Source organism: Micromonospora sp. NBC_00421 (genome assembly GCF_036017915.1).
Classification (GTDB): domain Bacteria; phylum Actinomycetota; class Actinomycetes; order Mycobacteriales; family Micromonosporaceae; genus Micromonospora.
In genome coordinates this window covers 589714-616460 of sequence record NZ_CP107929.1, presented here as the reverse complement: position 1 = coordinate 616460, position 26747 = coordinate 589714, and the positions used below count along the sequence as shown (strand labels likewise).

Sequence of the window (26747 nt, the reverse complement as noted above, 5' to 3'; positions counted from 1 at the left end):
GGACGGGGTGCCCACGGGCTCGGCCGTCAGGCGACCAGCCGCTTGGCCAGTTCGTCAGCGACCTGCTTCGCGATGGTGGGCGGGATGGCGGCGGCGATCTTGTCCGGGGCGAGTCCGGCCAGTACGCCGGTGACGATCGCCGGCTCGTCGGTGAAATCCTTGTTGGCCAGCACAGCCAGCACGGTCTGCACCGAGGTCAGCTGGGTGCCGAGCGACTTCAGGGTCGGGTGCGAGACCACCAGGTCGGGGTTGGTGTGGTCCTCGCCCGTAGCCATCCGGGTATAGATCTGACCCACCGGGTTCCGGCCGTCCAGGACGGTGAGGTTCCGGTGGACGGTTTCCAGCCAGGCGTGCTCTTCGGGTGTCATGTCAGTGCCCTCCAGTAGTCCGATGCCGGTCAGGTAGCGCCGGAACAGCGGGGTCTGGTCCCGTCCGGCCTTGGTCGAGTCGCGGAAAAAGCTGACGTGGGTGTGCCACAGGTGCGAGTCGTCGCCGGAGCTGCGCCGGCCGAGCCGGTCCCAGCGCCGCACGACCTTGCCGTCCGGGCTGTAGATGATCTCGCGGATGTCGCGGCTGTCCCCCGTGTTCGCCCGGCACTGGGCGACACACCACTCGGAGAACGTCCGCAGGTTGTGGGTGGCACCCCCGGACCACACGCTGAACGTGCCGACGTCCAGTGCCGAGGCGTAGAGGGTGAGGCCGGTGGAGTCCCGGGTGGACTCCACCACGGAGTAGTCGTTGGCCACCACCCGGTCCGAGCCGGTGTGGTAGCCACCCCGGTGGGCCGGATCACCGACGATCCCGACCGAAGCGGGATCGAGCCCGCTGATGGTGTCGAGCAGGAGCCGGCGGACGGCGAGCAGATTGGTCGGAGCGGTTGTCATGACGTCCCGTTTCTGCGGCCGGGCCAGCGGCGTCGGCTGCTTCAGCGCCAACCAGGGCTGGAGGATCGTGACTGCCAGTAGGCAGCACCTGCTGGGGAGCGGACCCGAGCACTGGTGTACGTCATCGAGTGTTGCGAGGAACGCTATCCGTAGTTGCCAGAAATACCCAGCTCAGAGGGGTTGTCTTCAGATAGGTCAAAGCTGGGGACTGGCGGGGAGCACCGGCAGCACCAGCCGCGAAGGGTGCGCTGGGTCATGCAGGATCTGTCGGAGCCCTGCGCGGAGCGTGACCGCCTCGCCCAGCGCTTCGCCGGTGCCGGGGTTGCGTGCGTACCGGGGGTGGGCACCGCCGGAGACCTGCACCCGCAGCCGGTGCCCGACGGCGAAGCGGTGCGCCACCGGCCACAGTGCCACAGGCACCCGGGTCACCCCGTCCGGGTCGACCGGGAACCGGCCGGGGGCGACCCGGACCAGACCGTCGCAGACGTTCCAGGACCGGCCGCGCAGGTCCACGTCGCAGAGCCGCACGAACACGTCCAGGTAGGGCAGGTCGCTGCGGACGTGGATCTCGGCGCGGACCGGGCCGACCACCTCGACCGGGGCGGTCAGCACCGCGCCGGTGTAGACCAGCACGTCCGGCCGGGCCTCGACGGGGCGGTTGTCGACCGGGCCGGCCCGTTGGGCGACAAGCAGCGGGCCGCCCAGCGACGGGGTGGGGTCGGCCGGGTCGTACCGGATGGTGTCCGGTGCCGACGCCGCCGGTGGCTCCGGGGCGAGCCGGCCACCGGCGTGCAGGTGCCACGGGGTCCCGGTCGCCGGCGGCGGCCAGTCGGGCAGGTCCCGCCAACCGCCGCCGTCCCCGCCGACGTGCACCCGCACCGGGGCGCATGGCGGCACGGGCCGGCCGTGCAGGTGGGCGTCGAGCCAGCCCAGCCCCTCCCGCAGCGCCGTCGCCAGCAGCCCGGGGCTGCCGTGCGTCCACGGGCCGACGGTGAGCCGGGTGGGCACCCCCGCCGCCCGCAGCGCGGCGTGGTCGGCGAGCTGGGCGGGGAGGAAGATGTCCTGCCAGCCGCTGACCATCGTCACCGGGGCGCGCACCTCGGCGATCCGCGCGCCGAAGACCCGGGTCCGCCAGTAGTCGGCGTCCGGGGTGTGGTGGCGCAGCCACTCCTGGAAGAACGGCACGGTCACCCCGGTCGCCACCCGGTCGGCCTCGGCCAGCGGCAGGTGGGCCAGGGCGGCGGCCAGCCGGGGCTGCCCGCGCTTGAGTTCCCACTGCCGGGCCAGCCACGGCACGGTCTGCGCCTGGAGCAGCTCGGCCCAGGTCAGCACGGTGTCCAGGGCGAAGGACTCCCCCGCGTACGTCGAGTCACGGGTGGCCGAGGCGGTGACCACCGCGACCATCGCGGCCAGGTCCTCTCCCGCGTCGGCGGCCAGCGCCCACTGGACGAAGCCCTGGTAACTGGCCCCGAACATGCCGAACCGGCCCGCGTACCAGGGTTGCCGGCGCAGCCAGTCGACGGTGTCCAGGCCGTCGTCGCGCTCGTGCACCAGCGGGTCGAACCGCCCGCCTGAGCCGTCGGTTCCCCGACAGGACTGGATCACCACGTGGAAGCCGCGACCGGCGACCAGCCGACCGAGCAGCCGCATCGGCCCACCCCGCCCGTACGGGGTTCGGATCAGCACGGTCGGCGCACCGGGCACCCGGGGGGCGTAGTGGTCGGTGCGCAGCGGCACCCCGTCGCGGGCCCGGACCGTGAGGCCCCGGGTGACGTCGACCCGGTGCGTGGGCCCGGCCGGCAGCCGCAGCGCGGCGGCGGCGAGCCGGGCGAGCGAACGGTCCAGCACGGCGGTCAGTCCACCGGACGGCGGGGCGGCTCGGCACGGGCAGCCCGCATGGCGTCACGGTGCTCCCGCATCGAGGCGACCATGGTGGCCAGGAACCGGTGCACGACCGCCAGTTCGTCGTCGGTGAACCGGGCCATCACCTCGTCGGTACGCCGGCCGAGCGGGCCGAAGAAGCTCATCGCCAGGGCGGCCCCCTGGTCGGCGTAGTGCAGGAACACCTTGCGCCGGTCGGCGGTGTCCCGGTCCCGGCGGATGTGCCCGGCGCGTTCCAGGCGGTCGACCAGCGCGGTCACCGACCCGGAGGAGAGGTTGAGCTGTTCGCCGAGCCGGCCGGGGGTGATCGGGGCGCCGAGCAGTTCGGCGTCCATCACCGCGATCAACGCGTGCAGGTCGGTCGGGTTGAGCCCGTGCAGGCCGGCGAAGGCGTGCCCGATGTGTTGCGCGTCCACCGAGTAACGCCGCAGGTCGTTGGTGATGTCGGCCACCATCCGCCCGCGCGGGTCGTCCCGCCGCCGATACATCTCGTGCGCTGCCACGCCCGCGCCGCCCCCTGTCGGTGTGCCCGGTTGCAGCATAGAGCAGCTGCCGATAATCTCGCCTATCAAGATACTCGAAGAACGGGCTATCTCTCCGTCCGGCGTCACACCGGCAGACCATGAGGACATTCGATGTCGCTGTTCACCCGCGTCGCCCGCAGCCGGCTCGCCGCCTGGCTCACCGTGGTCGCCGCGATCGTCGTCGGCGCGGTCGTCTTCGGGCTCCCCAAGCCCGACAACCCCGCCCCGGTCTCCGCCACCGGCCTGTCCGTGCAGTGGCAGTCGACCCAGGTGGAACGCCTCCAGGACCAACTGCCGGCCAGCGGCGTGCAACCGGCGATCATCGTGGTCAGCCGGGACGACGGCAGCCCGCTGACCGACGCCGACCGGGCCGCCGTCACCGACCGCTCCGGCGCACTGGGCCGGCTGGCCGTCGGCGGTCAGGTCAGCCCGCCCCAGGTCTCCCCGGACGGCACCGTCGCGCTGCTCGCCGTGCCGTTGGACACCGCAGGTGGCCAGCAGGCCGTCGCCGACGAGGTGGCCCAGGTACGCGACACCCTCACCGGCCTGCCCGACGGCCTCACCGTCGCGGTCACCGGGGCGCCCGCGTTCACCGCCGACCTGACCAAGGTCTTCGAGGGCGCCGACGTCACCCTGCTCGCCGTCACCGCCGGGGTGGTCGCCCTGCTGCTGCTGATCACCTACCGCAGCCCGTTCCTGTGGATCGTGCCGCTGATCGTCGTCGCCGCCACCGAACAGCTCACCCTGCGCGCCGTCGACACCATCGTCCCGGCCGTCGGCATCAACCTCCAGGAGGGCGCGGTCACCGGCATCGCCAGCGTGCTGGTCTTCGGCGCCGCCACCGACTACGCCCTGCTGCTCATCGCCCGCTACCGGGAGGAACTGCGCCGCGTCGAGGACCGGTTCGCCGCCATGCGCGCCGCCCTACGCCGTACCGCCGAACCGATCCTTGCCAGCGGCGGGACCGTCGTGCTCGGCGTACTCACGCTGCTGCTGTCCGAGCAGGAGACCAACCGGGCACTCGCCGTGGCCTGCGCCACCGGGGTCGTCTTCGCCATGCTCTCGGCGCTGTTCGTGCTACCCGCCGTGCTTGTCGTCTTCGGGCGGGGACTGTTCTGGCCGTTCGTGCCGACCGTCGGCGGCCCCGCCCGGGAGGGCAGGCTGTGGGGCCGGCTCGGCGCGGCCGTGGTCCGCCGCCCGGTGCCGGTCGCCGTGCTGGCCACCCTGCTGCTCGCCGGCCTCGCCCTCGGTGGGCTGGGCGTACGCACCGGCCTGTCCGAGACCGAACAGTTCCGGGTCAAGCCGGAGGCGGTCGCCGGAGCCGAGACGTTGGCCCGTGCCTTCCCCGCCGGCACCACCCAGCCAGTGGCCGTCATCACCAACCCGGCCGCCGCGTCGGCGGTCACCCGGGTCGCCGCGACCGTACCCGGAGTCGCCTCCGCCCGCCCCGGCGCGGCCGGCACCACAGTCGCCCAGGTCGACGTGGTGCTGACCGCCGAACCGGGCAGCCCGGCCTCCGACCGGGCCGTCGAGGCGTTGCGCGACGCCGTCGCCGCCGTGCCGGACTCCGCACCGCCCGCCGTCGAGGGCGTCGCACCGGCCGGTGGGGCACTCGTCGGCGGCACCGTGGCCGCGACGTACGACTCCGACGAGGCCAACACCCGGGACCTGCGGCTGATCCTGCCGATCATCCTGGTGCTGGTCTTCGCCGTGCTGGTGCTGCTGCTGCGCGGGCTGCTCGCCCCGCTGCTGCTGGTGCTCACCGTGATCGCGTCCTTCTTCGCCAGCCTCGGCGCGGCCTGGCTGCTCTTCGACCACGTGCTGGGCTTCCCCGCGCTGGACAGCGGGGTGCTGCTGCTGGCCTTCGTGTTCCTCGTGGCACTCGGGGTGGACTACAACATCTTCCTGGTCACCCGGGCCCGGGAGGACGCCCGCCGGGCCGGCACCCGGGACGGGATGCTCTCCGCCCTGCGGGTCACCGGCGGGGTGATCACCAGCGCCGGCATCCTGCTCGCCGCGGTCTTCGCCGTCCTCGGCGTCCTGCCGCTGATCACCCTGACCCAGATCGGGATCATCGTGTGCATCGGTGTGCTGCTCGACACCCTGCTGGTCCGTACGGTGCTGGTGCCGGCGCTGGCGTTCGTGCTCGGCGACCGGTTCTGGTGGCCGGGCCGGATCCACCGGGACACCCCCACCGAGCCCGTCCCCGCCACCCCCACCCCCGACACCCTCACCCCCGACCGCTCCCGCGCCGGGCGGGACTGAGCAGGAGCGCGCTGCTTCCTGGTTCAGGAGCGCGCTGCCTCATGGTTGTAGTGGCATCCGATGCACTGGATGCCACTACAACCATGTTCGAGTGCGGTCTTGCTGACGGGGCGACGGACCCGCCACCGGGGGTGGCGGGGGCGGGGGTGGGGGTGTCGCCGGTCACGGTGGGGGCGGTCGTCGGGAGCAGTGCCGAGACGGGCCTTCGCGGTCCCGCGTACGCTAGGAGACCGACCAGCAGGGTCGTCTCCCCCGGCACCGACAAACCGAAGATCACTGCGGCCTCGTCCGCCATGATCTCGCGGTCGTCGAACGGCCCCGGCCAGCCGGACCGACAGGACCGGACCGACCGACCGGACCGGAGGAAACGGCGGACCAGCAGCTGGCACGGCCGGAACAGCAGTTCCGGCAGAGATCCGGGCGGTGCCGGGGTTACCCCGACGCATGCCCCGGCAACCGTAGACAGGAGTATGGAGGGTATGCAGCTTCGCACCGACCTCCGCAATGTCGCCATCATCGCCCACGTCGACCACGGCAAAACGACCCTGGTCGACGCCATGTTGCGGCAGGCCGGCGCCTACGGGGCCCGTGGCGAGAACACCGAGCGTGTCATGGACTCGATGGATCTCGAACGGGAAAAGGGCATCACCATCCTGGCCAAGAACACCGGCGTGCGGTACCTGCCGGCGGACGGCTCGGACCCGGTCACCATCAACATCATCGACACCCCCGGTCACGCCGACTTCGGCGGCGAGGTCGAGCGGGGCCTCACCATGGTCGACGGGGTGGTGCTGCTGGTCGACGCCAGCGAGGGCCCGCTGCCGCAGACCCGCTTCGTGCTCCGCAAGGCGCTCAAGGCCCGGATGCCGATCATCCTGGTGATCAACAAGGTGGACCGGCCCGACGCCCGGATCAAGGAGGTCGTGGACGACACCTACGAGCTCTTCCTCGACCTGGACGCCGACGAGGAGCAGATCGACTTCCCGATCGTCTACGCCTGCGCCCGCGACGGCATCGCCTCGCTGACCCAGCCGGCCGACGGCTCGGTGCCCAGCGACAGCACCAGCCTGGAGCCGCTGTTCCGTACCCTGCTCAACACCATCCCGCCGCCCTCCTACGACGAGGACGCGCCGTTGCAGGCGCACGTCACCAACCTCGACGCCTCGCCGTTCCTGGGCCGGCTGGCGCTGTGCCGGGTGCGTCAGGGCACCATCACCAAGGGCCAGACGGTGGCCTGGTGCCGTACCGACGGCAACACCCAACGGGTCCGCATCTCCGAGATGCTGATGACGGAGGGCATGGAGCGTAAGCCCGCCGACTCGGCCGGGCCGGGCGACATCATCGCCGTCGCCGGGATCCCGGAGATCATGATCGGCGAGACCCTGGCCGACGCGGAGAACCCGATCCCGCTGCCGCTGATCACCGTGGACGAGCCGGCCATCTCGATGACCATCGGCACCAACACCTCGCCGCTTGTCGGCCGGGTCAAGGGCGCCAAGGTCACCGCCCGGATGGTCAAGGACCGGCTCGACAAGGAGCTGGTCGGCAACGTGTCGCTGCGCATCCTGCCGACCGAGCGGCCGGACGCCTGGGAGGTGCAGGGCCGTGGCGAGCTGGCCCTGGCCATCCTGGTCGAGCAGATGCGCCGCGAGTCGTACGAGCTGACCGTCGGCAAGCCGCAGGTGGTCACCAAGGAGATCGACGGCAAGACCTGCGAGCCGGTGGAGCGGCTGACCATCGACGCGCCGGAGGAGTACCTGGGCGCGATCACCCAGCTCCTGGCGACCCGCAAGGGCCGGATGGAGCAGCTGGTCAACCACGGCACCGGTTGGATCCGGATGGAGTGGCTGGTGCCGGCGCGCGGCCTGATCGGCTTCCGCACCGAGTTCCTCACCGACACCCGGGGCACCGGCATCCTGCACCACGTCTTCGAGTCGTACGAGCCGTGGTTCGGCGAGCTGCGGACCCGCAACAACGGGTCGCTGGTGGCCGACCGGACCGGCGTGGTCACCCCGTTCGCGATGATCAACCTGCAGGAACGCGGCCAGCTCTTCGTCGAGCCGACCACCGAGGTGTACGAGGGCATGATCGTCGGGGAGAACTCCCGCTCCGACGACATGGACGTCAACATCACCAAGGAGAAGAAGCTCACCAACATGCGGGCCTCGACCTCCGACGAGACCGAGAAGCTGATCCCGCCGCGCAAGCTCTCCCTGGAGCAGGCGCTGGAGTTCTGCCGCGAGGACGAATGCGTCGAGGTGACCCCGGTCGCCGTCCGGATCCGCAAGGTGGTGCTGGACCAGACCCAGCGGGGCCGGATGGCCGCCCGCCGTAAGCACTCCAGCTGACCCGCCCCACCTGACCCACCCGGAGCCCCGGGCCGCCGCACGCGGCCCGGGGCTCCAGCCGTCCCGCACCCTTGCGGAGGCGGTCGACGTCAGCGACGGCGACGCGAGAGCAAGCGGCCCGCTCCCACTGCGGCGGGCGCGAGGGGCGCCGGGGCGATCTCCCACTCCAGCCATCGGGCGGCGCGGCAGACCGCTCCGGTCCGGCCACCGGGTGGCGAGGTGTGGGTGCAACGGTGGGCCCCGACGTGGTCCCGGTACCCGGGTGGGCCGGTGGTCCGCTAGCGTCACGGGCATGACCTGGGACGATCTCGACGCCCGGCTGGACCGGGTGCCCGGCACCGTCTCGGCGTACCTGGGCCGGCTCGACGCGCCGCCCACCTGGACCCGTGACCCCGATGCCACCCACTACGCAGCCAGCACCATGAAGGTCGCGGTGCTGCTGGCCCTGCACCGGGCCGCCGAGGCGGGCGCCCTCGACCTGGACACCCCGGTGCCGGTGGTCGACGAGTTCGACTCGGCCCAGCCGGGCGCGCCCCGGTTCTCCTGCGCCCGGCACTACGACAACGACGACGCGGTCTGGGAACGGCTGGGCGGGCAGGCCACCCCGCGGTGGCTGGCCGACCGGATGATCACCCGGTCCAGCAACCTCGCCACCAACCTGATCATCGACCGGGTCGGGCTGCCCGCCGTGGCGCAGGCGTGGCAGCTCGCCGGGGCCCGACACAGCGTCACCGGCCGCGGCATCGAGGACGCCGCCGCCCGGGAGGCCGGCATCACCAACCTGGTCACCCCCGCCGACCTGGCGGCGCTGCTCGGCGGGCTGGCCGTCGGCGCACTCCGGGCCGGTCCGCTGGCCTCCCCGGCGGCCTGTGCCGCCATGGTGGACGTGCTGCTGGCCCAGCGGCACCGCGAGGACCTCGCCGCCGGGTTGCCCGACGGCACCCGGATCGCCCACAAGAACGGTTGGGTACGCGGTGTGCGGCACGGCGTCGGCGTGGTGTGGCCCGACGACGCCCCGGCGTACGTGATCGCCGTCTGCACCACCACCGACCTCGCCGCCTCCCCCGACGACGACCTCGACGACGCCTGCCGGCTGGTCGCGGAGATCTCGGCGACGGCCTGGGCCGCCCGACACGACCTGACCGGCTGACCGACCGACGGGCGACCCGGCCGGCCGCGCTGCCGGTCAGACCAGGAGCCACGCCCACCGCTGCCGACCTCGGCACATCACCTGCGGACCGACCCCGCCAGCCTCACAGTCAGTCCAGCAGGTGTGTGCGCAGGGCGGTGCGGAGCGCGGCGGTCATCCCCAACCCGTCGGCCAGGTAGGCGTCGAACGACCCGTACACCCGGCGCGCCTCGTCGTATCCGGCGTCCAGGTACTCGGGGCGGACCTCCAGCACCGCCCGCGCCGTCTCCGGGTCCAACTCCGGCCGTCGGCGCAGCATCGCCGCCGACATGGCCTCGCGCAGCTCCACCGTCAGCTCGTTGTGCCGCAGGTAGTCCGCCCGTACCGTCTCCTCGTCGACGCCCAGGGCGGTGAGCAGCACCACCGCCAGCCACCCGGTGCGGTCCTTGCCCGCCGAGCAGTGGAACAGCAGCGGCAGGTTCGCCGGGTCGGCCGCCAGCCGGACCGCGCGGGCGAAGCCCTCCCGGGCCGCCGCACCGGTGACGAACCAGCGGTAGACCGTCGCCATCGCCGCCGCCGCGCCCCGTCGAGCCTGGTCGTCGTACCCGGCGAGGTCGCGCCCGTGCAACACCGCCGAGAGGTACGTAAACCCGGGGTGCGCCGGATCGAGCACCGGCAGCCGGACCAGGTACGGGTCACCGACCAGCCGGTTGGGCGGAGCGACCGCCGTCTCGGAGTCGTCGCGCAGGTCGACCACGCAGGCCGGGGCGAGCCGACCCAGCACGGTCAGGTCGTCCTCGGTGAGCCGACCCAGCGCCGGCGTGCGGATCAGCCGGCCGACCCGCACCCGCCGCCCGTCCGTGGTGGGTAGTCCGCCCAGGTCACGGGCGTTCGGTGCGCCCAACAGCTCCCAGTCCCGCACGTTCGTCGGCCTCCCTCTCCGGTGACGTCGTGCGTATAGGGTGCCGCACATGACGATCGCCGCGGTACGCACCCACCGGCTGTCCGCCCCCTTACACACCCCGTTCGTCACCGCGCTGCGCCGGACCACCACTGTGGAGACCCTGGTGGTCGAGGTGACCGACGCCGACGGGCGGTCCGGTTACGGCGAGGCGCCGCAGGTGTGGCAGGTGACCGGGGCGTCGGTGGCCGGCGCCCAGGCGTGTGTGCACGACGTGCTCGCCCCGGCGGTGGTCGGGCGGGACGCCGACGACGTGTTGGCGCGCTGCGCCGAGGTGGAGGCGGCGGTGGCCGGCAACGAGGCGGCCCGCGCGGCGCTGGACGTGGCCCTGCACGACCTGGCGGCACGGCGGCTCGGCGTACCGCTGGTGCGCTTGCTCGGGGGTGCGGAGCTGCGGGTCCCGACGGACGTCACGCTGGCCGCCGGGGACGACGCGGAGCTGGCGGTGGCGGCCCGGCAACGGCGGGCCGAGGGCTTCGACGTGCTGAAGCTGAAGGTCGGCACGGACGCGGCGGGCGACCTGGAACGGGTCCGGGCGGTCCGGGCGGCGGTCGGCCCGCAGGTGCGGATCCGGTTGGACGCCAACCAGGGTTGGACACCGCGGGAGGCGGTCCGGGTGATCAGGGGTGCGGAGGACGCCGGGCTCGACGTGGAGCTGGTCGAGCAGCCGGTGGCCCGGTGGGACCTGGACGGCATGGCCTGGGTCGGCGACCGGGTGAATGTGCCGATCCTGGCCGACGAGGCGGTGTTCGGGGTGCGGGACCTGGTCGAGGTGATCCGGCGACGGGCCGCCGACCTGGTCAACGTCAAGCTCGCCAAGTGCGGCGGCCTGCGACCTGCGCGGACCCTGCTGGAGCTGGCCCGCGCGCACGGGATGGGCACCCTGGTCGGGTCCATGATGGAGAGTCAGGTCGGCGTCGGCGCGGCGGCCAGCCTGGCCGCCGCGTACCGGACCAGCGCGGTGTCCGACCTGGACGCCGCCTGGTGGTTGGCCTGGTCACCGGTGCGCGGCGGCCTGCGGTACGAGGGCGCCACGGTGGTGCTGCCGGACGCGCCGGGGCTCGGCATAACCTCGGTGACCGAAACAAAAGTTCAACACCACGGTTGATGGCGGCAGATTTCTTTCCTATCGTCCGGGTAGGCACCGACACGTGAGCCGGAGGTCGACGTGGAGTTGGAGCCGGGCCGGGAGGCCCTGGTACGAGTAGCCGTCGCCACGCTCTGGACCGAGCCCGGCGCGACCCGGACGGTCGACCGGCCGGCCCTGTCGGTGCCCTCCGACACCTACCGCTGGATCACCGGGATGGACCCCACCCAGCGGGTCGGCGACTGTGTGCTCAGCCAGTTGCTGCTCGGCGAACGGGTGCTGGTGACCGCGCTGCATCCCGGCGGCTGGGCCGAGGTGGTCGCGGTGGAACAGGCGGCCCCCCGCCGCGACCCGCGCGGCTATCCCGGTTGGCTGCCCGCCGCCCAGCTCGCCCCCTCCACCCCGGCCGGCGACCCACCCGCGCCGCTGGTCGTCGACGCCGTCAGCACCGCGCTGCACGCCGTTCCGGACGGTCCGGTGGCCCTGCCCGGGGTCGTCCTCGGCACCCGGCTCCTTCCCGTCGGGCCGGCCGTCGACGGGTGGCGGCCGGTCCGGGTACCCGGGCGACTCGTTCCGCTCTGGGTTTCCGAGGCGGACGTCACCGACCTGCCCGCCGTCGCGCCGTCGGCCGTCGACGTGCTCGCCGTCGCCGCCCGGCTGCGCGACGTCGCGTACGTCTGGGGTGGGCTCTCCGGGCACGGGATCGACTGTTCCGGCCTGGTCCACCTGGTCTGGCGGCGGTTCGGCGTGACGCTGCCCCGGGACGCCGACGACCAGGCGGCGGCCACCACACCGGTGCCGGCGGGCGAGGAGCGACCCGGCGACCTCTACTTCTTCGCCCGACCCGGGAGGGGAATCCACCACGTCGGCCTGGTGACCGCAGGTGCCGGCCCCCGGATGCTGCATGCCTGTTACCGGCAGCAACGGGTGCTGGCGGAGCCGCTGCCGCCCGACCGGGTCGCCACCCTGGTCGGCGCGCACCGGGTCTGACCCCGGCCGGGACACCGCCGGGTAGGGCGGCGTCCCGGCCGGGCCACGGTCAGTGGTGGGCCTCGACCGGCTCGCGCCGCCGGTCCCGGGACGACTTGACCAGGCTGGCCACCGTCGCCACGGCGAGGCAACCGAGGATGACGGTCAACGACAGCCAGATCGGAATGTGCGGCGCCCAGCCGATCGGCTCGCCACCGTTGAGGAACGGCAGGTTGTTGTCGGCGAGCGCCTCCAGCACCAGCTTGACGCCGATGAAGCCGAGCACCACGGCCAGGCCGTAGCTCAGGTAGACCAACCGGTCGAGGAGCCCACCGACCAGGAAGTAGAGCTGCCGGAGCCCCATCAGCGCGAAGACGTTCGCGGTGAAGACCAGGTACGGCTCCTGGGTGATCCCGAAGATCGCCGGGATCGAGTCCAGCGCGAAGATCAGGTCGGTGGTGCCGATCGCGATCATCACCACCAGCATCGGGGTGAACAGCCGCCGGCCGGCCTGGTGGGTGGTGAGCTTCGCGCCGTCGTAGTCCCGCGAGATCGGCAGCGCCTTGCGGCTCCACCGGATCAGCACGTTCTCCTTGAACTCGTCCTCTTCGGGCTCACCCTGGCGGGCCAGGTTGATCGCCGTGTAGATCAGGAACGCACCGAAGATGTAGAAGACCCAGGAGAACTGGGCGAGCAGCGCCGCCCCGGCGGCGATGAAGCCACCCCGCATGACCAGCGCCAGCACGATGCCGATGAGCAGCACCTTCTGCTGGTATTTCCGGGGCACCCCGAACCGGGCCATGATGATCACGAAGACGAAGAGGTTGTCCACCGAGAGGCTGTACTCGGTGAGCCAACCGGTGTAGAACTGGCCGGCCACGTTGCCGCCCGCGGTGACCCACAGCCCCGCCCCGAACAGCAGCGCCAGGCCGACGTAGAAGCCGACCCAGAGGCTCGACTCGCGAACGCTGGGCTCGTGTGGCCGGCGGCCGATGATGAAGAGGTCGACGAGGAGTACCGCCGTCAGTGCGACGAGGGTTCCCGCCCACACCATTCCGGACACGTTCAATCCATTCCTCCGGCAGACACGCGGCGTCGGGCACACCGTACGCCGCGTGACGGCGGGGTGGGCGACGACGCACACATTGGTGACTGTCGGAGGTCTCTTCCGCCAGCGACCCCCGCGAGCAGGACGCTGACCGGCGGAGCCGGGTCGATCGTCGGGGTGACGCTCGACCGTGCTGACGACTCCGTCGCGAGGGAATACTCCCCTCCTCGGCCGCCATTGTTCACCATCGAGGGCCACGGGCGCACCTCCTGCGGCCCGCATTGCCGACAGCATCACGTTCCGACACCCGGTCGCCTGCTACCCACCTCCCATTCCCTAAGGCATCCTAGGAGGCTAGGGATAGTCGTTCGAGCGCAGGTGCCGCGACTTCTCCCGGCACTCGCGCAGGGAGATCGCCCCCGGCAGGGCGGCGGGGTGCGGTGGCGTGGCAGGCTGTCGACATGGTGCTTGAGGTCGCGCTCATCGACGTACTGCCCGGACACGAGGACGAATTCGCCGCCGCCTACGCGCAGGCGCACGCCATCATCGTCGCCGCACAGGGCTGCCGCTCGGTCCGGATGACCCGGGGCATCGAAAGCCCCTCCCGGTTCGTCCTGCTTGTCGAGTGGGACTCGGTGCAGGCGCACGACCAGAACTTCCGGGCGACCGAGGCGTTCGGCAGGTGGCGGGCGCTGATCGGCCCGCACTTCGCCGGGCCACCCCGGGTCGAGCACTTCGTCGACGTCCCCGCCTGAGAAGCAATTCACCCTGCTCGATTCCGGCACCCCGAAACTGTCGTACCCCCGGTCTATCGTGCGGCGCACGCGCGGCACACCGGCCCCGACGCGTTCGGGGGTGCCGGGTCCGGTGGCCACGCGGCGACGATCCACACACGTCAGCGACGCGGGTCGGCGACGCGACGGATAACCCGTGGCAGGCGGGCCGCCGGGCCAGTTGACTGGCCCGCATGACTCAACAGGTGTTCCTGGTGACCGGGGTGAGCCGGCGGATCGGCATCGGCGCGGCGGTCGCCCGCGCTCTCGCCGCCGACGGGCACCGGCTGCTCCTCACCGGGCTGCCCGGCTACGACGACGCCCAGCCCTACGGCGGAGATCCGGACGGCATACCGGCGCTGCTCGCCGAGCTGGGCGACGCCGCCGACCACGTCGTCGCCGATCTGCTCGATCCCGCCACCCCGGCCGCCCTGGTGGCCGAGGCGGTGCGCCGGCACGGTCGGCTCGACGCGGTGGTGGCGGCGCACGCCTACTCCCACCCGACCAGCCTGGGTGAGCTGGAGGTGGCCCAGATCGACAGGCACCTGCTGGTGAACGTACGGGCCACACTGCTGCTGGCCGACGCGTACGCCACCGCCTTCACCGCCGGAGCGGGCGGCCGGTTGGTGTTCTTCTCCAGCGGCCAACGGCTCGGTCCGATGCCGGCCGAGTTGGCCTACGCGGCCAGCAAGGCCGGCGTGGAGAACCTCACCACCCAGCTCGCGCCGGCGCTGATGGCCCGGGGGATCACCGTCAACTGCCTCAACCCCGGACCGACCGACACCGGGTACGCCCCACCGGACACGCACGATGCCGTGGCGGCGCGCTTTCCGGCCGGGCGCTGGGGAACCCCACAGGACGCGGCACGACTGGTCCGCTTCCTCTGCTCCCGGGAGGCGGACTGGATCACCGGTCAGGTCATCGACTCCGAGGGTGGGTTCAACCGCTACGGCTGAGCCCCGGAGCAACCGTCCGCCTGCTGATCCCCTGGGCCCCGGACACGACGTCACCGGCTTCTTCGACGGCCGCCGGCCCGCTCTCGCCGGCCTCCTCGCCGGCCGACGGATCGACGAGCGGGTCGGCGGCGAGATCTGCGGTGGTGTCGGTGGCGAGCTCGACGGCTGCGCCGGCGGCCAGATCTGCGGCCTTGTGGCGGAACAGCTCCGCCGTCTCCGCCGGGCTCAGCGCGGCGGCGGAGAGCCAGCCGGTCATCCGGTCGTAGCGGCTGACGTCGGCGTCGGAGGCCAGCCGGACATCGGTGGTCAACGCCTCCAGCATCACAGTGCGCGGATCGGCCGGGTCAGGGAACGAATAGCACGAGAAGGCGGTCAACGGGTACGCCCCACCGCGCGGAGCCGCCGTACGGGGCACCACCCGGATCGTCACGTGCGACAGCTCGGCCAACGCCAGCAACTGGTCCAACTGCTCGCGCCAGACGTCGGTGGGCAGGTCGGCCGGATCGCAGGCCCGCTCGTCGAGCAGTGCGGTGTACCGCGGCGGATCGGGACGGCGCAACACCCCCTGCCGGGTGAGCCGGGCCCGCAGATCGGCCTCGACGTCGATGTCCGGATGCAACAGCCGGCCGGCCGTGATCCGCAGCCGGGCGTACCCGGGCGCCTGGAGCAGGCCGGGTAGCACCGCCGGCTGGTACTCCACGATGGACGCCGCCCCCGCCTCCAACTCGGCATAGGTGCGTTGCCGCTCGCTCATCTCGCCGAGCGCCTTCCACCAGCCGCGGCCGGTCGCCGCATCCCGGGCGATGACGATCAGCGCCTCGCGCTGCGGCGACGGGACCTCGTAGACGTCCAGCAGGTCGAGGACGTCGGCCAGGTCGGGCCGGCTCTGCCCCAGCTCGATGCGGGACAGTTTCGAGGTGGAGGCCCAACCCAACCGGGAACAGACCTGTTCCAGCGTCAGCGCCTCCCGTCTGCGCAACTGCCGCAGCTCGGCGCCGAGCCGTGCACGTCGAATGACAGGACTCGATGACAATGGCATCCCAGCCTCCCCACGAGGGAGGGTACGCAGGATCATCACCCAGGGCAACACCTTGCTTGCTCACCGCAATGACTATCTGAGCCGGATTCGGATGCCGGTGAAGAGCTGAGGTCAGGGCCGGTAGGTACCGAACGACCAGACGTTTCCGGCCGGGTCCCGGACCGCGTAGTCGCGGGATCCGTAGTCGGTGTCGAACGGCGGCCGGACGATCTCCGCCCCGGCCGCCCGCGCCCGGTCGTGGTGGGCGTCCAGGTCGTCGACCGCCACGTAGACAGCGTAGTCGTCGTCGGCCGGCCGGTCCGGTCGACCGGGGCCGGTGCCGAGCATGACGATGCCGTCACCGAGCGCCAGTTCGGCGTGCGCCACCGCCCCGTCCGGGCCACCGTGCACCGCGTGGACCCGGAAACCGAACGCGGTGCAGAGCCAGTCGATCGCCGCCCGGGCATCCGGGTATCGGAAGGTCGGGAAGATGTTGGTCATGTGTCGAGTGTGCCGCCCCACGCTCAGCCCGGATTGGACGAATGGGAACCGGGCTGTCCCAGCGCCGCCGGTGTCACCCCGGCGAACTCCCGGAACTCCCGGATCAGGTGGGACTGGTCGTAGTACCCGCACCGCACGGCCAACTCGGCCCAGCCACCCGGCCCGGGAGGGTCCGCCTCGACCGACGTGGGACGCAGCACGAGCTCCCGACCCAGTGCCGCGTACGCCCGCTGGAAGCGCAACAGACGGGCGGTGGCCTTCGGGGGAAACCCGAGCTCCCGACCGAACCGCGCGGAGAGGTGCCGACGACTCCACCCCACCTCGTCGGCCAACCCACCGATGCCGATCCGACCGGCCGAACCGGTGAGCAGGCCCCAGGCTCGATCGAGGCGCGGGTCGATCGGGTCGGTGACCGCCAGCCGGGCGCCGAGCGCCGTGTCGAGCAGGGCGAACCGGCGGGGCCAGTCCGGTGCCTCGGCCAGCCGGATCCGCAGCCGGTCGAGCCAGGGGTCGGGGAGCCGGTCCACCGGCACCGCCCGGTTGGCCAGCTCACCCAGCGGCACCCCGAGAATCCGGCGGGCCGCCGGCGGGGTGAGCAGCAACTGCACCCCGGCCCCGGCACCCATCGTCGAGGTCGTGCAGTAGCCGTCGTACGGCCCCGCCACGAACGAGTCCACCCGGTACGCGCTACGCGCCGTCGATCGCGGGTCCACCACGTCGAGCGGGGCACCCCAACCGAGGACGAGCACCACGAAGGCACCGGCCGCCTCGTGCCGGACCAGTGGCGGCGGTGTGCCCTCCAGGCGTGCCGGGTGCCGCGCCGCGCCTTCCCGGTAGCCCAGGTAGCCGCCCACGAATGGACGCAACCGGCCGGCCGGCACCCCGACGCACACCTCGTCCAGCATCGTCGCGCCCCGTCACTTCACCCCGGCGGCGTCCATCCCGCGCAGTTCCTTCTTGAGGTCGGCGACCTCGTCGCGGATCCGGGCGGCCAGCTCGAACTGCAACTCCCGGGCGGCGGCGAGCATCTGGTCGTTGAGCTCCTGGATGAGCTGCGCCAGGTCGGCTCGGGCCATCCCCTCCCGGGAGGGCGCCCCGGCGGTGGTCCGACTGCGGCTGCGGGTCTCCTTGACCGGGGCCTTGCCCCGGGAGAGCTGACGGGCGGCCCCGCCGACCCGGGAAGCCTCGGTGTCCTCCGCCTCGCGGTAGATGTCGTCGAGGATGTCGTGGATCTTCTTGCGCAGCGGCTCGGGGCTGATCCCGTGCGCCTCGTTGTGCGCGGTCTGCTTGGCCCGACGGCGGTTGGTCTCGTCGATCGCCGCCGCCATCGACGGGGTGATCTTGTCGGCGTACATGTGCACCTGGCCGGAGACGTTACGGGCGGCCCGGCCGATGGTCTGGATCAACGACCGGCCACTGCGCAGGAAACCCTCCTTGTCGGCGTCCAGGATCGCCACCAGGGAGACCTCGGGCAGGTCGAGACCCTCCCGGAGGAGGTTGATGCCGACCAGCACGTCGTAGTCGCCCTTGCGCAGCTCGCGCAGCAGCTCCACCCGGCGCAGGGTGTCGACCTCGGAGTGCAGGTAACGCACCCGGATGCCGTTCTCCAGCAGGTAGTCGGACAGGTCCTCGGCCATCTTCTTGGTCAGCGTGGTGACCAGCACCCGCTCGTCCCGCTCGGTACGCAACTTGATCTCGTGCATCAGATCGTCGATCTGGCCCTTGGTCGGCTTGATCACGACCTCCGGATCGATCAGACCGGTGGGGCGGATGACCTGCTCGACGAACTCGCCCTGGGCCTGTTCCATCTCCCACGGACCGGGGGTGGCCGACAGGTAGACCACCTGGCCGACCCGTTCCAGGAACTCGTCGAAGCGCAACGGGCGGTTGTCGGCGGCGCTGGGCAGCCGGAAACCGTGGTCAATCAGCATCCGCTTGCGCGACGCGTCGCCCTCGAACATGCCGCCGATCTGCGGAATGGTGACGTGGGACTCGTCGACCACGGTGAGGAAGTCGTCCGGGAAGTAGTCGAGCAGGCAGTGCGGCGGACTGCCGGGCAGCCGGCCGTCGATGTGCATGGAGTAGTTCTCGATGCCGGAGCAGAACCCGACCTGACGCATCATCTCCAGGTCGTAGGTGGTCCGCATCCGCAGCCGTTGCGCCTCCAGCAGCTTGCCCTGCCGCTCCAGCTCGGCCAGCCGCTCCCCCAGCTCGGCCTCGATGTCCCGGGTGGCCCGCTCCATCCGCTCCGGACCGGCCGCGTAGTGGGTGGCCGGGAAGATCAGCAGGTGGTCGACCTCCTTGACCACGTCACCGGTGAGCGGGTTGAGGTAGTAGAGCTTCTCCACCTCGTCCCCGAAGAGCTCGATCCGGACCGCCAGCTCCTCGTACGCCGGGATGATCTCCAGGGTGTCGCCCCGGACCCGGAAGGTGCCCCGCTGGAAGGCCATGTCGTTGCGGGTGTACTGGATGTCGACCAGCCGACGTAGCAGCTGGTCGCGGTCGAGTTCCTGCCCGATGGTGACCCGGACGGCCCGGTCGAGGTATTCCTCCGGGGTGCCCAGGCCGTAGATGGCCGAGACGGTGGCCACCACGATCGTGTCCCGCCGGGTGAGCAGCGACATCGTCGCCTTGTGCCGCAGCCGCTCGACCTCCTCGTTGATCGAGGAGTCCTTCTCGATGTAGGTGTCGGTCTGCGGGATGTACGCCTCGGGCTGGTAGTAGTCGTAGTAGGAGACGAAGTACTCCACCGAGTTGTGCGGGAGCAGCTCGCTGAACTCCTTGGCCAGCTGGGCGCAGAGCGTCTTGTTGGGGGCGAGCACCAGGGTCGGCCGTTGCAGCCGCTCGACCAGCCACGCCGTGGTGGCGCTCTTACCGGTGCCGGTGGCGCCGAGCAGCACGGTGTTCCGGTCGCCACGCCGGACCCGGCGCTCAAGGTCGTCGATGGCTGCCGGCTGGTCACCGGCCGGCTGGAAGTCGCTGACGACCTGGAAGCGACCGTCGAGCCGGGGAATGTCGAGCGCCATGGTCCCCACGGTACGCCGCAGGTCCGACACTCCACCGCGATCATCGCCCAGCCGGTGATAACCTTCGATATTGCCATTGTGGCCCACATCTCAGAGGGCTAGCCTGACACCGTAGGCCGCTCGCGGCGGCCGACCGCGGCGGTGGCCGGGCCCTCGACAGGCTCCCACCGCCCGGCACCTGGGGTCGCAGCACCCGGACATCACCGGCGTGCGCATCCCGCGTGGTCGCGCCCCTGGCGCAGACCGGCCGCCGCGAGCGCCCCTGCCTTCCCGACCCACCCGCCCGGCATCACCCCGGCGGCCCCCGGCGTCACCCGACCCCGGGCCGGCCCGTTCAACCACACGTGGAGACCTCGTCCGACCTGCCACGACGCACCCCCGGGGCCAGCCCGCCGCCGACCGGTCCGGGTCGGCGGCGACCCGGCCGGCACCATCGGCCGTCCGGTCGACCGGCCACCGTCGCCGTACCCGCCACGGCGGAAACCGACGACAACGCACCTGGCCGTCGGCGGGTGACCCTGGTCGCGCTGGGTGTGGTCGCCGCCGTCTCCGCCGCAGCCCTGACCGCCGGCCTGCTCAGCTGGGCGCCCGCCCCGGCGGTGCCGGCCCGCGCGCTGACCGGCGAGGAGGCCGAACGGCTCGCCGCCGTACGGGTCAGCACCTACCGGGACGTCCGGGCCGGGGTGCGGGTGGCCGTCGGGACCGGGGCCGGCCGCACCGACCTGATCGGCTGGGTCGACTGGTCCCGTCCGCTGGCCTACCTCGACGTCGGCGGTCCGGGGGCCGGCCCCGACCGGGGGCTGGTGCAGGCCACCCGGTCGACGGTGGTGCACCGTCCCGACCCCACGGCGATCGTGACCCCGGCCCGGCCGCCGCTGGTGCCGCCCGCTGACCGGTGGCGGCTACGGAGCCTGCCGTCCGGGCGGGGTCTGGCCGGGGCGCTGGCCGTCCTGTTCGGGCTCGCCGCCGGCCGGGCCGAGGTGGCGGAACCGCTGCGGGCCGGCGGCGGGCGCTGGATCGGGCAGGACACCCTCGGTGGCGACCGGGTGGACGTCCTCCAGGCGGCCCTGTGGCCGGCCGAACCGTCCGCACCAGCCGGCCCGACCACCGCACCGACCGGCCATCCGGTGGCCGGCGAGGGGGATCCCCGCTGGTGGGTCGACCGGGACGCCCGGCTGCGTCGCTGGGCGGGCCGGCTCGCCGACGGCACCCCGATCACCGTGGAACTGGACCGGGTCGACCGGCCGACGCTGTGGCCGGTCGACGCGCTCGGGGGCCGGCCGGGGCTGCCCCGGGCCCTCACCGACGAGGAGGCCGCACGGCTGGGCCGGCTGCCCACCCGGCTGCGTACCGGCTCCGGAGCCGCGGTGACCGTCACGGCACCGCTCGGCGGCGCCGCCAACCTGCGGGGCACCGGCTGGCTGAGCTGGTCCGCCGGCGTCGCCTACCTGTCGGTGGCCGAGCTGGACACCCTCGGCCGCCGCACGCTGCTTCGTCGGGACCGGGCCGGCTTCGCCCGGGCGGACGTACCGGTGGGACCGGACACCTCGGCCACCGGGCCGCCGCTGCCGCCACCGACCGACGTCGGTTGGCGGTCCGCCGGGCAACCGGCCGACGAACTGGACGTGCTTGTCGACGCGGCGCTGCGGGCCGGCGGGGCGACCCCACCGACCAACGCGACGGTACGGGTGCGAGGCGACCGGCGGGCCGGCCGACCCGTGGACGTGTTCGAGGTACGCCTCCAGAGCCAGCGCATGAGGTACTGGCTGGACCGTTCCGGATTCCCGCACCGGCTGGAACTGCGTACCGCAGGTGGTCCGTGGGCGCAGCTCGACCTGACCCCCGGCCCGCTGCCGGCGGAAATCGTCCCACCCCGTCGTGGCTAGCACTCCCGTCCGGCTCGCGTTCCGACCGGGATCCGGACCCCGGTGCCCGGTCAGGGGCGCCAGCCGGTCTGCGCAGCCCAGGCCTCGGCCCGCAGGTACTCCTCGTCGAACCACGGGTCGGCGGCGGTGGCGGAGCCCGCGCCGTCCGGTGCCGACGCTGCCAACTCCCGTTTCACCAGCAGGTAGGCAGCCCGATGATCGGGATCGGCACGCAGGTGGTCACGCATCAGCAGCGCGTGCCGCCAACCGGGGGAACCCGCCACCCGCAGGTGCACCTCGACCGGCCGACCCGGGTCGGCACCGCCGTGCAACCGCTTCTCCCAACCCTCGTGGCCCACCCGACCCGCCCGGCCCTCGCCGGCTGCCCAATCCTCCCCTGGTGCTCCGACCTCAGTGCCTGTCCAACCCTCGCCACCCGCCGACCGGGGGCTGTCCCACCGGTCCCCGGGCACCCTCGGGAAGCCGGCGTCGGCGAGCCGCTGCGCCAACGGACCGTCCGCCTCGGCCAGTGACGGCACGGTGACCTGCACGTCGATGACGTCCCGGCCGGCCAACCCCGGGACGGCAGTGGAGCCGACATGGTCGATCCGCAGGTCGGCCGGGGCGAGCGCGTGCCGGATGCGGGCGGCCAGCCGGGCGTACTGCTGCGGCCAGGTCGGGTCCGGCTCGGTCAGCACCACCGGTCCCTCCCGGACCGCACGTTGGTCGCGCACGTTGCGCTCGTAGGGCAGCAGCCGGTCCCGCCAGAGGGCGTCCACGGCGGCGTGCAGTTCGTCGAGGCCGCCGTCGTTGTCGAGCAGCACGTCGGCGGCGGCGCGGCGGCGGGCGTCGTCGGCCTGGGCGGCGATCCGCCGCTCGGCCTCCGCCCGGGTCATCCCCCGGTCCCGCGCCAACCGCTCCAGCCGGGTGGCCACGGCCGTCCGCACCACCACCACCAGGTGGTACGTCGGCGCGAGTCCCACCTCCACCAGCAGCGGTACGTCGTTGACCACCACCGCGTCGGAAGGCGCCGCGGCGGACAGCTCGGCGGACCGGGCGCGTACCCGGGGATGGGTGATCTCCTCCAGCCGGCGACGGGCGGCCCCGTCGGCGAAGACCATCGCGCCCAGCGCCGCCCGGTCCAGCGCCCCGTCGACGGTCAACACCCGGTCGGTGAAGGCGGCGACGATCTCGGCCAGCCCTTCGCTGCCCGGCGCGACCACCTCCCGGGCGATCCGGTCGGAGTCGACGATCACCGCGCCCCGCTCGGCCAGCCGGGCCGCCACCGCGCTCTTGCCGGACCCGATGCCACCGGTCAACCCCACCCTCAACACGGGCCCAGTCAACCGGATCGGCCCCCGCCCCACCACACCGACCCACCACAGACGACCCCACGCGCGGAATCCCCACGCCCGGGACCGCCATGCCCGGGACCGCCACGCGCAAGAACAGCACAGGGCGGGAATGGTGCCGTGCGCAAACGGCAGCGGGAGGGAATGGCGAGAGCCCCGCCCCGCGACCCGGGGTAACCGGATCGGGGGCGGGGCTCTTCGTCGTCAGCGACGGTTCCCCGCCCGGTGCGGCGTCAGCCGCCGTACCGGATGGGAGTGGCCGCCGGGGTCACTTGCCGCCGGCGAGCTTCTCCCGCAGCGCGGCGAGCGCCTCGTCGGTGGCCAGGGTGCCGGCCGGCTCCTCGGCCTGCCGGCTCGGGGTCGACGAGCTGGTCGAGGTGGTGGTGCCACCACCGGTGGCCACGGGCGGAGCCGGGTTGGCAGCGGCCTCGGCGTCGGCGGCGCGGGAGGTCTGCACCTGCTTGGTGTGGGCCTCCCACCGCTGACGCGCCTCGGCGTACTGGTTCTCCCAGGTCTCGCGCTGCTTGTCGTACCCCTCGAGCCACTCGCCCGTCTCCGGGTCGAAGCCCTCCGGGTAGATGTAGTTGCCCTCGGTGTCGTACGTCGCGGCCATGCCGTAGAGGGTCGGGTCGAAGTGCTCCTCGCCCTCGACGAAGCCCTCGTTGGCCTGCTTGAGCGACAGCGAGATCCGGCGACGCTCCAGGTCGATGTCGATGACCTTGACCATCACCTCGGAGCCCACCTGGACGACCTGCTCCGGGATCTCCACGTGGCGCTCGGCCAGCTCGGAGATGTGGACCAGGCCCTCGATGCCGTCGTCCACCCGGACGAACGCGCCGAACGGGACGAGCTTGGTGACCTTACCCGGCACGATCTGCTGGATCGCGTGGGTACGGGCGAACTGCCGCCACGGGTCCTCCTGGGTCGCCTTCAGCGACAGCGAGACCCGCTCGCGGTCCAGGTCGACGTCCAGGACCTCGACCTCGACCTCCTGGCCCACCTCGACGACCTCGGACGGGTGGTCGATGTGCTTCCAGGACAGCTCGGAGACGTGCACCAGGCCGTCCACGCCGCCCAGGTCGACGAACGCGCCGAAGTTGACGATCGACGAGACGACGCCCTTGCGGACCTGGCCCTTCTGGAGCTTGTTGAGGAACTCGGTGCGCACCTCGGACTGCGTCTGCTCCAGCCAGGCCCGGCGGGACAGGACCACGTTGTTGCGGTTCTTGTCCAGCTCGATGATCTTGGCTTCGAGCTCGCGGCCGACGTACGGCTGCAGGTCACGCACCCGCCGCATCTCGACCAGGGAGGCGGGCAGGAAGCCGCGCAGCCCGATGTCGAGGATGAGGCCACCCTTGACCACCTCGATGACCGAACCGCGGACGACGCCGTCCTCGTCCTTGATCTTCTCGATCGTGCCCCAGGCCCGCTCGTACTGCGCCCGCTTCTTGGAGAGGATCAGACGCCCCTCCTTGTCCTCCTTCTGGAGGACCAGGGCCTCGATGTGGTCACCGACCGAGACGACCTCGGCGGGGTCCACATCGTGCTTGATCGACAACTCCCGAGAGGGGATCACACCCTCGGTCTTGTAGCCGATGTCGAGCAGGACCTCGTCCCGATCGACCTTGACGACGGTGCCTTCGACAATGTCGCCGTCATTGAAGTACTTGATGGTCTCGTCGATCGCGGCGAGGAAAGCCTCCTCGGAACCGAGATCGTCGTGGGTGACCCGGGTGGCGCTCGAGGGGGCCTCGATGCTGCTCGTCATGTGGGCGGTTGCTCCGGTCGGATGGGTTGTCACAGCAGGCGTGGTGTCGCAGTGACCCGTTCGCGCCAGCGGATCCGCCACCGGGCGCACCGAACGATCGCCAAGAAGAAGACCATTGGTGCTCCGATGACCGCGCACCTGCTCCCTGCCGAGGTACACGATCCACGAGCGCATCGTCCAGCCTACCCGCTGCATTACCACAGCGTGCAAGCCCTCCCCGGTCCTCGTGACCTCGTCAGCTGCGAAAGCGGAGATTTCGGTGGGAAAACACCTCCGCTGTCTCATCCGTCACATCCACCCCACGGGACCGACAGCGTACGGCCGTCCGGCACGCCGCGCACACCGGGGTCCGGCGGGTGACGCCCGGGCAGGGCCTAGCGTGAGCGGGTGAACGACGACGTGCGGCTGGACGATGACGACCGGGTGCTCCGACGCCGGGTGGGCGACACGGAGACGCGCCGGGCCAACCGCGGCTGGTGGGACGACGATGCCGACGACTACCAGGCCGAACACGGCACGTTCCTCGGCGAGGTGGACTTCCGTTGGTGCCCGGAGGGGCTCCGTGAGGCCGACGCGCGGCTGCTCGGCGACGTGACCGGGCGGCGGGTCCTGGAGGTCGGTTGCGGGGCCGCGTCCTGCGCCCGCTGGCTGGCCACCCAGGGCGCGCGCCCGGTCGCCTTCGACCTCTCCGCCGGCATGTTGCGGCACGCCTCCCGCGCCGCCCGCACCAGCGGGGTACGCGTTCCGCTGGTGCAGGCCGACGCCCTGGCCCTGCCCTTCGTCGAGGCGTCCTTCGACATCGCCTGTACGGCCTTCGGAGCGATCCCGTTCGTCGACGACTCGGCCACGGTGATGGCCGAGGTGCACCGGGTGCTGCGCCCCGGCGGACGCTGGGTCTTCTCGGTGACCCACCCGATGCGCTGGATATTCCTCGACGACCCGGGCGAGGGCGGGCTGACCGCCGTGCACTCGTACTTCGACCGCTCGCCCTACGTGGAGCAGGACGAGCGCGGGGTGGCCAGCTACGTGGAGCAGCACCGGACCCTCGGTGACCGGATCCGGGAGCTGGTCGACGCCGGTTTCCGCCTGCTCGACCTGGTGGAACCGGAGTGGCCGGCGGAGCACCGGCAGACCTGGGGGCAGTGGAGCCCGTTGCGCGGGCGGCTCTTCCCCGGCACCGCCATCTTCGTCGCCGAGAAGCCGTCCCCCGGCTGACCGGCCTCCGCCCTGACCGGTCCCGACGGGCCCGGTCGCCGCCCGTACCGGGTCGTTCCGGCACGTCGATCCGGCTGCCGGGAGCGAGTGGACGCCGTCGCCGGACCGGGCCGCAGTCGCACCGCCGGTGCGACCCGGGCCGCTTTCCCCGGCGGTACGGTGCACCCATGAGCGCCGAGCCCATCCCGACATCACCTGGCCCCTGGTGTCCGGATCCGATGCGGCAGCAGAGTGCCGACTACACACTGGAGGATCTGCTCACCCTGCCGGACGACGCCCCCGCGTCGAACTCGTCGACGTCGAACTCGTCGACGGAGTAGTCCAGCCGCCAGCCGGACGTGCTGCTGTATCGCGCCGAGGTGCCGGCCGACCGGTTCCGGTTGCGGTCGTCGGACGTCGTACTCGCGGTGGAGATCGTCACGCCCGGCACCCGGCGGGTCGACCGGTTCGCCAAACCCGGCGAGTACGCCGCCGCGGGAATCCCGTTCTACTGGCGCATCGAGCAGGATCCGGTGCACCTCTACGCGTACCGGATCGGTGAGCGCGTCGGCCCGGGCGGAGTGCGGCAGTACGAGCTGGTCGCCGACAGCGCCGACCTGATCGAGCTGACCGAGCCGTTCGACATCAAGCTGCCGATCGCCGAGATCACCCCCTAGCGACGCCGCCCGGCCGACCTGGTCGTTTCGGTGGACCGCCGCCGGGTACCCGGCGGCATGGTCGAGCAGAGGTCCCGCATCCACCACGACGCTCCGGGAGGTCGTCCGCCGGCCGGAGGCGTCGCGCCATGAGCCGGGCGGACGATCCGCAGGAGACCTACCGGGAGTTCACCGAGGCGGTGAACATGCGGCCCGGCGAGCTCTCCTCCTGGCTGCAGACGCAGGAGTCCAAGCAGGTCGGCTGGCACAAGGGCGGCCGGGCCGGGGGCGGCGAGTCGGTCGGGCACTCGTCCGGCCGGCGGATCGTCGACCTGCTCCGCCGCAAGCGGGCCGAGCTCTCCGCCGCCGACTACCACCACATGCGCACGGTGATCGGCTACGTGCACCGGCACCTGGCCCAGCGGCCCGCCGGGGACGTCCGGGACACGAAGTGGCGGTGGTCGCTGATGAACTGGGGACACGACCCGCTGCGCTGACCGGACGCACCCCGCACCCACGCCGCACCGGCGACGGTCGGCACG

General features: G+C 72.4%; 20 protein-coding genes and 3 pseudogenes. 12 read left to right on the top strand and 11 right to left on the bottom strand.

Translation table 11 applies throughout. From position 1 onward, the window contains the following. Positions 1 to 26 precede the first annotated feature (26 nt). The 3 genes from OHQ87_RS02720 to OHQ87_RS02710 all read right to left on the bottom strand — a co-directional run bounded on the left by OHQ87_RS02720 (position 27) and on the right by OHQ87_RS02710 (position 3253). Positions 27 to 884 carry a hypothetical protein gene (locus tag OHQ87_RS02720; protein ID WP_328344591.1) on the bottom strand — a complete coding sequence of 286 codons (858 nt, stop codon included), beginning with the start codon at positions 882 to 884 and terminating at the stop codon, positions 27 to 29. Between the two features lie 195 nt (positions 885 to 1079). Further along, on the bottom strand, positions 1080 to 2732 hold the full coding sequence (locus OHQ87_RS02715) for a CocE/NonD family hydrolase (protein WP_328344589.1): 1653 nt from the start codon (positions 2730 to 2732) through the stop codon (positions 1080 to 1082). A 5-nt stretch (positions 2733 to 2737) separates the two neighbouring features. Beyond that, on the bottom strand, positions 2738 to 3253 hold the full coding sequence (locus tag OHQ87_RS02710) for a MarR family winged helix-turn-helix transcriptional regulator (RefSeq protein ID WP_328348726.1): 516 nt from the start codon (positions 3251 to 3253) through the stop codon (positions 2738 to 2740). 147 nt (positions 3254 to 3400) lie between these two features. Here OHQ87_RS02710 and OHQ87_RS02705 point away from each other — a divergent pair, with 147 nt between their 5' ends. The 3 genes from OHQ87_RS02705 to OHQ87_RS02695 all read left to right on the top strand — a co-directional run bounded on the left by OHQ87_RS02705 (position 3401) and on the right by OHQ87_RS02695 (position 9052). Beyond that, the gene (locus tag OHQ87_RS02705; RefSeq protein ID WP_328344587.1) at positions 3401 to 5554 is read left to right on the top strand and encodes an MMPL family transporter; all 2154 of its coding nucleotides are present in this window, start codon (positions 3401 to 3403) and stop codon (positions 5552 to 5554) included. 479 nt (positions 5555 to 6033) lie between these two features. After that, complete coding sequence (gene typA, locus OHQ87_RS02700; protein WP_328344585.1) at positions 6034 to 7902, top strand: translational GTPase TypA; 1869 nt, start codon at positions 6034 to 6036, stop codon at positions 7900 to 7902. A gap of 292 nt (positions 7903 to 8194) precedes the next feature. Continuing rightward, positions 8195 to 9052 (top strand): serine hydrolase, encoded by an 858-nt coding sequence (locus OHQ87_RS02695; RefSeq protein WP_328344583.1) that lies wholly within the window; start codon positions 8195 to 8197, stop codon positions 9050 to 9052. Positions 9053 to 9161: 109 nt separating this feature from the next. Here OHQ87_RS02695 and OHQ87_RS02690 read toward each other — a convergent pair whose 3' ends face one another. Further along, positions 9162 to 10004 carry a tyrosine-protein phosphatase gene (locus tag OHQ87_RS02690; RefSeq protein ID WP_328344581.1) on the bottom strand — a complete coding sequence of 281 codons (843 nt, stop codon included), beginning with the start codon at positions 10002 to 10004 and terminating at the stop codon, positions 9162 to 9164. On the opposite strand from OHQ87_RS02690, the gene OHQ87_RS02685 reads away from it, so the two are divergent. Together OHQ87_RS02685 and OHQ87_RS02680 are read left to right on the top strand one after the other, a co-directional pair. Beyond that, positions 10003 to 11100 carry a mandelate racemase/muconate lactonizing enzyme family protein gene (locus tag OHQ87_RS02685; protein WP_328344579.1) on the top strand — a complete coding sequence of 366 codons (1098 nt, stop codon included), beginning with the start codon at positions 10003 to 10005 and terminating at the stop codon, positions 11098 to 11100. The genes OHQ87_RS02690 and OHQ87_RS02685 overlap by 2 nt on opposite strands. A 60-nt stretch (positions 11101 to 11160) precedes the next feature. Next, positions 11161 to 12069, top strand: coding sequence for a C40 family peptidase (locus OHQ87_RS02680; RefSeq protein ID WP_328344577.1), 909 nt, complete (start codon positions 11161 to 11163; stop codon positions 12067 to 12069). 49 nt (positions 12070 to 12118) lie between these two features. Here the strand turns inward: OHQ87_RS02680 and OHQ87_RS02675 are convergent, their stop codons facing one another. Continuing rightward, positions 12119 to 13117 (bottom strand): TerC family protein, encoded by a 999-nt coding sequence (locus OHQ87_RS02675; RefSeq protein WP_328344575.1) that lies wholly within the window; start codon positions 13115 to 13117, stop codon positions 12119 to 12121. 440 nt (positions 13118 to 13557) lie between these two features. Here OHQ87_RS02675 and OHQ87_RS02670 point away from each other — a divergent pair, with 440 nt between their 5' ends. Together OHQ87_RS02670 and OHQ87_RS02665 are read left to right on the top strand one after the other, a co-directional pair. Then, positions 13558 to 13851: an antibiotic biosynthesis monooxygenase family protein gene (locus tag OHQ87_RS02670; RefSeq protein WP_328344573.1), complete on the top strand. Its 294-nt coding sequence runs from the start codon at positions 13558 to 13560 to the stop codon at positions 13849 to 13851. 212 nt (positions 13852 to 14063) lie between these two features. Further along, on the top strand, positions 14064 to 14825 hold the full coding sequence (locus OHQ87_RS02665; RefSeq protein ID WP_328344572.1) for an SDR family oxidoreductase: 762 nt from the start codon (positions 14064 to 14066) through the stop codon (positions 14823 to 14825). Positions 14826 to 15033: 208 nt separating this feature from the next. Here the strand turns inward: OHQ87_RS02665 and OHQ87_RS02660 are convergent. From OHQ87_RS02660 to uvrB, 4 genes and pseudogenes are all read right to left on the bottom strand, one after another. Further along, positions 15034 to 15864, bottom strand: a pseudogene (locus OHQ87_RS02660) (helix-turn-helix domain-containing protein); the annotation flags it as partial. Between the two features lie 111 nt (positions 15865 to 15975). Further along, on the bottom strand, positions 15976 to 16344 hold the full coding sequence (locus OHQ87_RS02655; RefSeq protein WP_328344571.1) for a VOC family protein: 369 nt from the start codon (positions 16342 to 16344) through the stop codon (positions 15976 to 15978). Positions 16345 to 16367: 23 nt separating this feature from the next. Next, positions 16368 to 17249 carry a helix-turn-helix domain-containing protein gene (locus tag OHQ87_RS02650; RefSeq protein WP_328344570.1) on the bottom strand — a complete coding sequence of 294 codons (882 nt, stop codon included), beginning with the start codon at positions 17247 to 17249 and terminating at the stop codon, positions 16368 to 16370. Between the two features lie 12 nt (positions 17250 to 17261). Continuing rightward, positions 17262 to 19370: an excinuclease ABC subunit UvrB gene (gene uvrB, locus OHQ87_RS02645; RefSeq protein ID WP_328344569.1), complete on the bottom strand. Its 2109-nt coding sequence runs from the start codon at positions 19368 to 19370 to the stop codon at positions 17262 to 17264. Positions 19371 to 19882: 512 nt separating this feature from the next. Here uvrB and OHQ87_RS02640 point away from each other — a divergent pair. Beyond that, positions 19883 to 21256 carry a hypothetical protein gene (locus OHQ87_RS02640; protein WP_328344568.1) on the top strand — a complete coding sequence of 458 codons (1374 nt, stop codon included), beginning with the start codon at positions 19883 to 19885 and terminating at the stop codon, positions 21254 to 21256. 50 nt (positions 21257 to 21306) lie between these two features. On the opposite strand, the gene coaE is transcribed toward OHQ87_RS02640, so the two are convergent. Both coaE and rpsA read right to left on the bottom strand, forming a co-directional pair. After that, positions 21307 to 22569, bottom strand: coding sequence for a dephospho-CoA kinase (gene coaE / locus OHQ87_RS02635; protein ID WP_328344566.1), 1263 nt, complete (start codon positions 22567 to 22569; stop codon positions 21307 to 21309). A gap of 286 nt (positions 22570 to 22855) precedes the next feature. Then, positions 22856 to 24355, bottom strand: coding sequence for a 30S ribosomal protein S1 (rpsA, locus tag OHQ87_RS02630; RefSeq protein ID WP_328344564.1), 1500 nt, complete (start codon positions 24353 to 24355; stop codon positions 22856 to 22858). Between the two features lie 405 nt (positions 24356 to 24760). Here rpsA and OHQ87_RS02625 point away from each other — a divergent pair, with 405 nt between their 5' ends. From OHQ87_RS02625 to OHQ87_RS02610, 4 genes and pseudogenes are all read left to right on the top strand, one after another. Then, the gene (locus OHQ87_RS02625) at positions 24761 to 25570 is read left to right on the top strand and encodes a class I SAM-dependent methyltransferase (protein ID WP_328348725.1); all 810 of its coding nucleotides are present in this window, start codon (positions 24761 to 24763) and stop codon (positions 25568 to 25570) included. Positions 25571 to 25737: 167 nt separating this feature from the next. Continuing rightward, positions 25738 to 25890, top strand: coding sequence for a hypothetical protein (locus OHQ87_RS02620; protein WP_328344562.1), 153 nt, complete (start codon positions 25738 to 25740; stop codon positions 25888 to 25890). A gap of 12 nt (positions 25891 to 25902) precedes the next feature. Continuing rightward, positions 25903 to 26226 (top strand): annotated as a pseudogene (locus tag OHQ87_RS02615) (Uma2 family endonuclease); the annotation flags it as partial. Between the two features lie 128 nt (positions 26227 to 26354). After that, a pseudogene (locus tag OHQ87_RS02610) lies at positions 26355 to 26699 on the top strand (DUF3140 domain-containing protein); the annotation flags it as partial. Positions 26700 to 26747 lie beyond the last annotated feature (48 nt).

What these genes read in the sequence shown, in the direction of transcription:
- OHQ87_RS02720 (WP_328344591.1), bottom strand. Translation starts at nt 884, where the DNA reads ATGACAACCGCTCCGACCAATCTGCTCGCCGTCCGCCGGCTCCTGCTC.
- OHQ87_RS02710 (WP_328348726.1), bottom strand. Translation starts at nt 3,253, where the DNA reads ATGTATCGGCGGCGGGACGACCCGCGCGGGCGGATGGTGGCCGACATC.
- OHQ87_RS02705 (WP_328344587.1), top strand. Translation starts at nt 3,401, where the DNA reads ATGTCGCTGTTCACCCGCGTCGCCCGCAGCCGGCTCGCCGCCTGGCTC.
- typA (WP_328344585.1), top strand. Translation starts at nt 6,034, where the DNA reads ATGCAGCTTCGCACCGACCTCCGCAATGTCGCCATCATCGCCCACGTC.
- OHQ87_RS02695 (WP_328344583.1), top strand. Translation starts at nt 8,195, where the DNA reads ATGACCTGGGACGATCTCGACGCCCGGCTGGACCGGGTGCCCGGCACC.
- OHQ87_RS02685 (WP_328344579.1), top strand. Translation starts at nt 10,003, where the DNA reads ATGACGATCGCCGCGGTACGCACCCACCGGCTGTCCGCCCCCTTACAC.
- OHQ87_RS02690 (WP_328344581.1), bottom strand. Translation starts at nt 10,004, where the DNA reads ATGTGCGGCACCCTATACGCACGACGTCACCGGAGAGGGAGGCCGACG.
- OHQ87_RS02670 (WP_328344573.1), top strand. Translation starts at nt 13,558, where the DNA reads ATGGTGCTTGAGGTCGCGCTCATCGACGTACTGCCCGGACACGAGGAC.
- OHQ87_RS02665 (WP_328344572.1), top strand. Translation starts at nt 14,064, where the DNA reads ATGACTCAACAGGTGTTCCTGGTGACCGGGGTGAGCCGGCGGATCGGC.
- OHQ87_RS02655 (WP_328344571.1), bottom strand. Translation starts at nt 16,344, where the DNA reads ATGACCAACATCTTCCCGACCTTCCGATACCCGGATGCCCGGGCGGCG.
- OHQ87_RS02650 (WP_328344570.1), bottom strand. Translation starts at nt 17,249, where the DNA reads ATGCTGGACGAGGTGTGCGTCGGGGTGCCGGCCGGCCGGTTGCGTCCA.
- uvrB (WP_328344569.1), bottom strand. Translation starts at nt 19,370, where the DNA reads ATGGCGCTCGACATTCCCCGGCTCGACGGTCGCTTCCAGGTCGTCAGC.
- rpsA (WP_328344564.1), bottom strand. Translation starts at nt 24,355, where the DNA reads ATGACGAGCAGCATCGAGGCCCCCTCGAGCGCCACCCGGGTCACCCAC.
- OHQ87_RS02620 (WP_328344562.1), top strand. Translation starts at nt 25,738, where the DNA reads ATGAGCGCCGAGCCCATCCCGACATCACCTGGCCCCTGGTGTCCGGAT.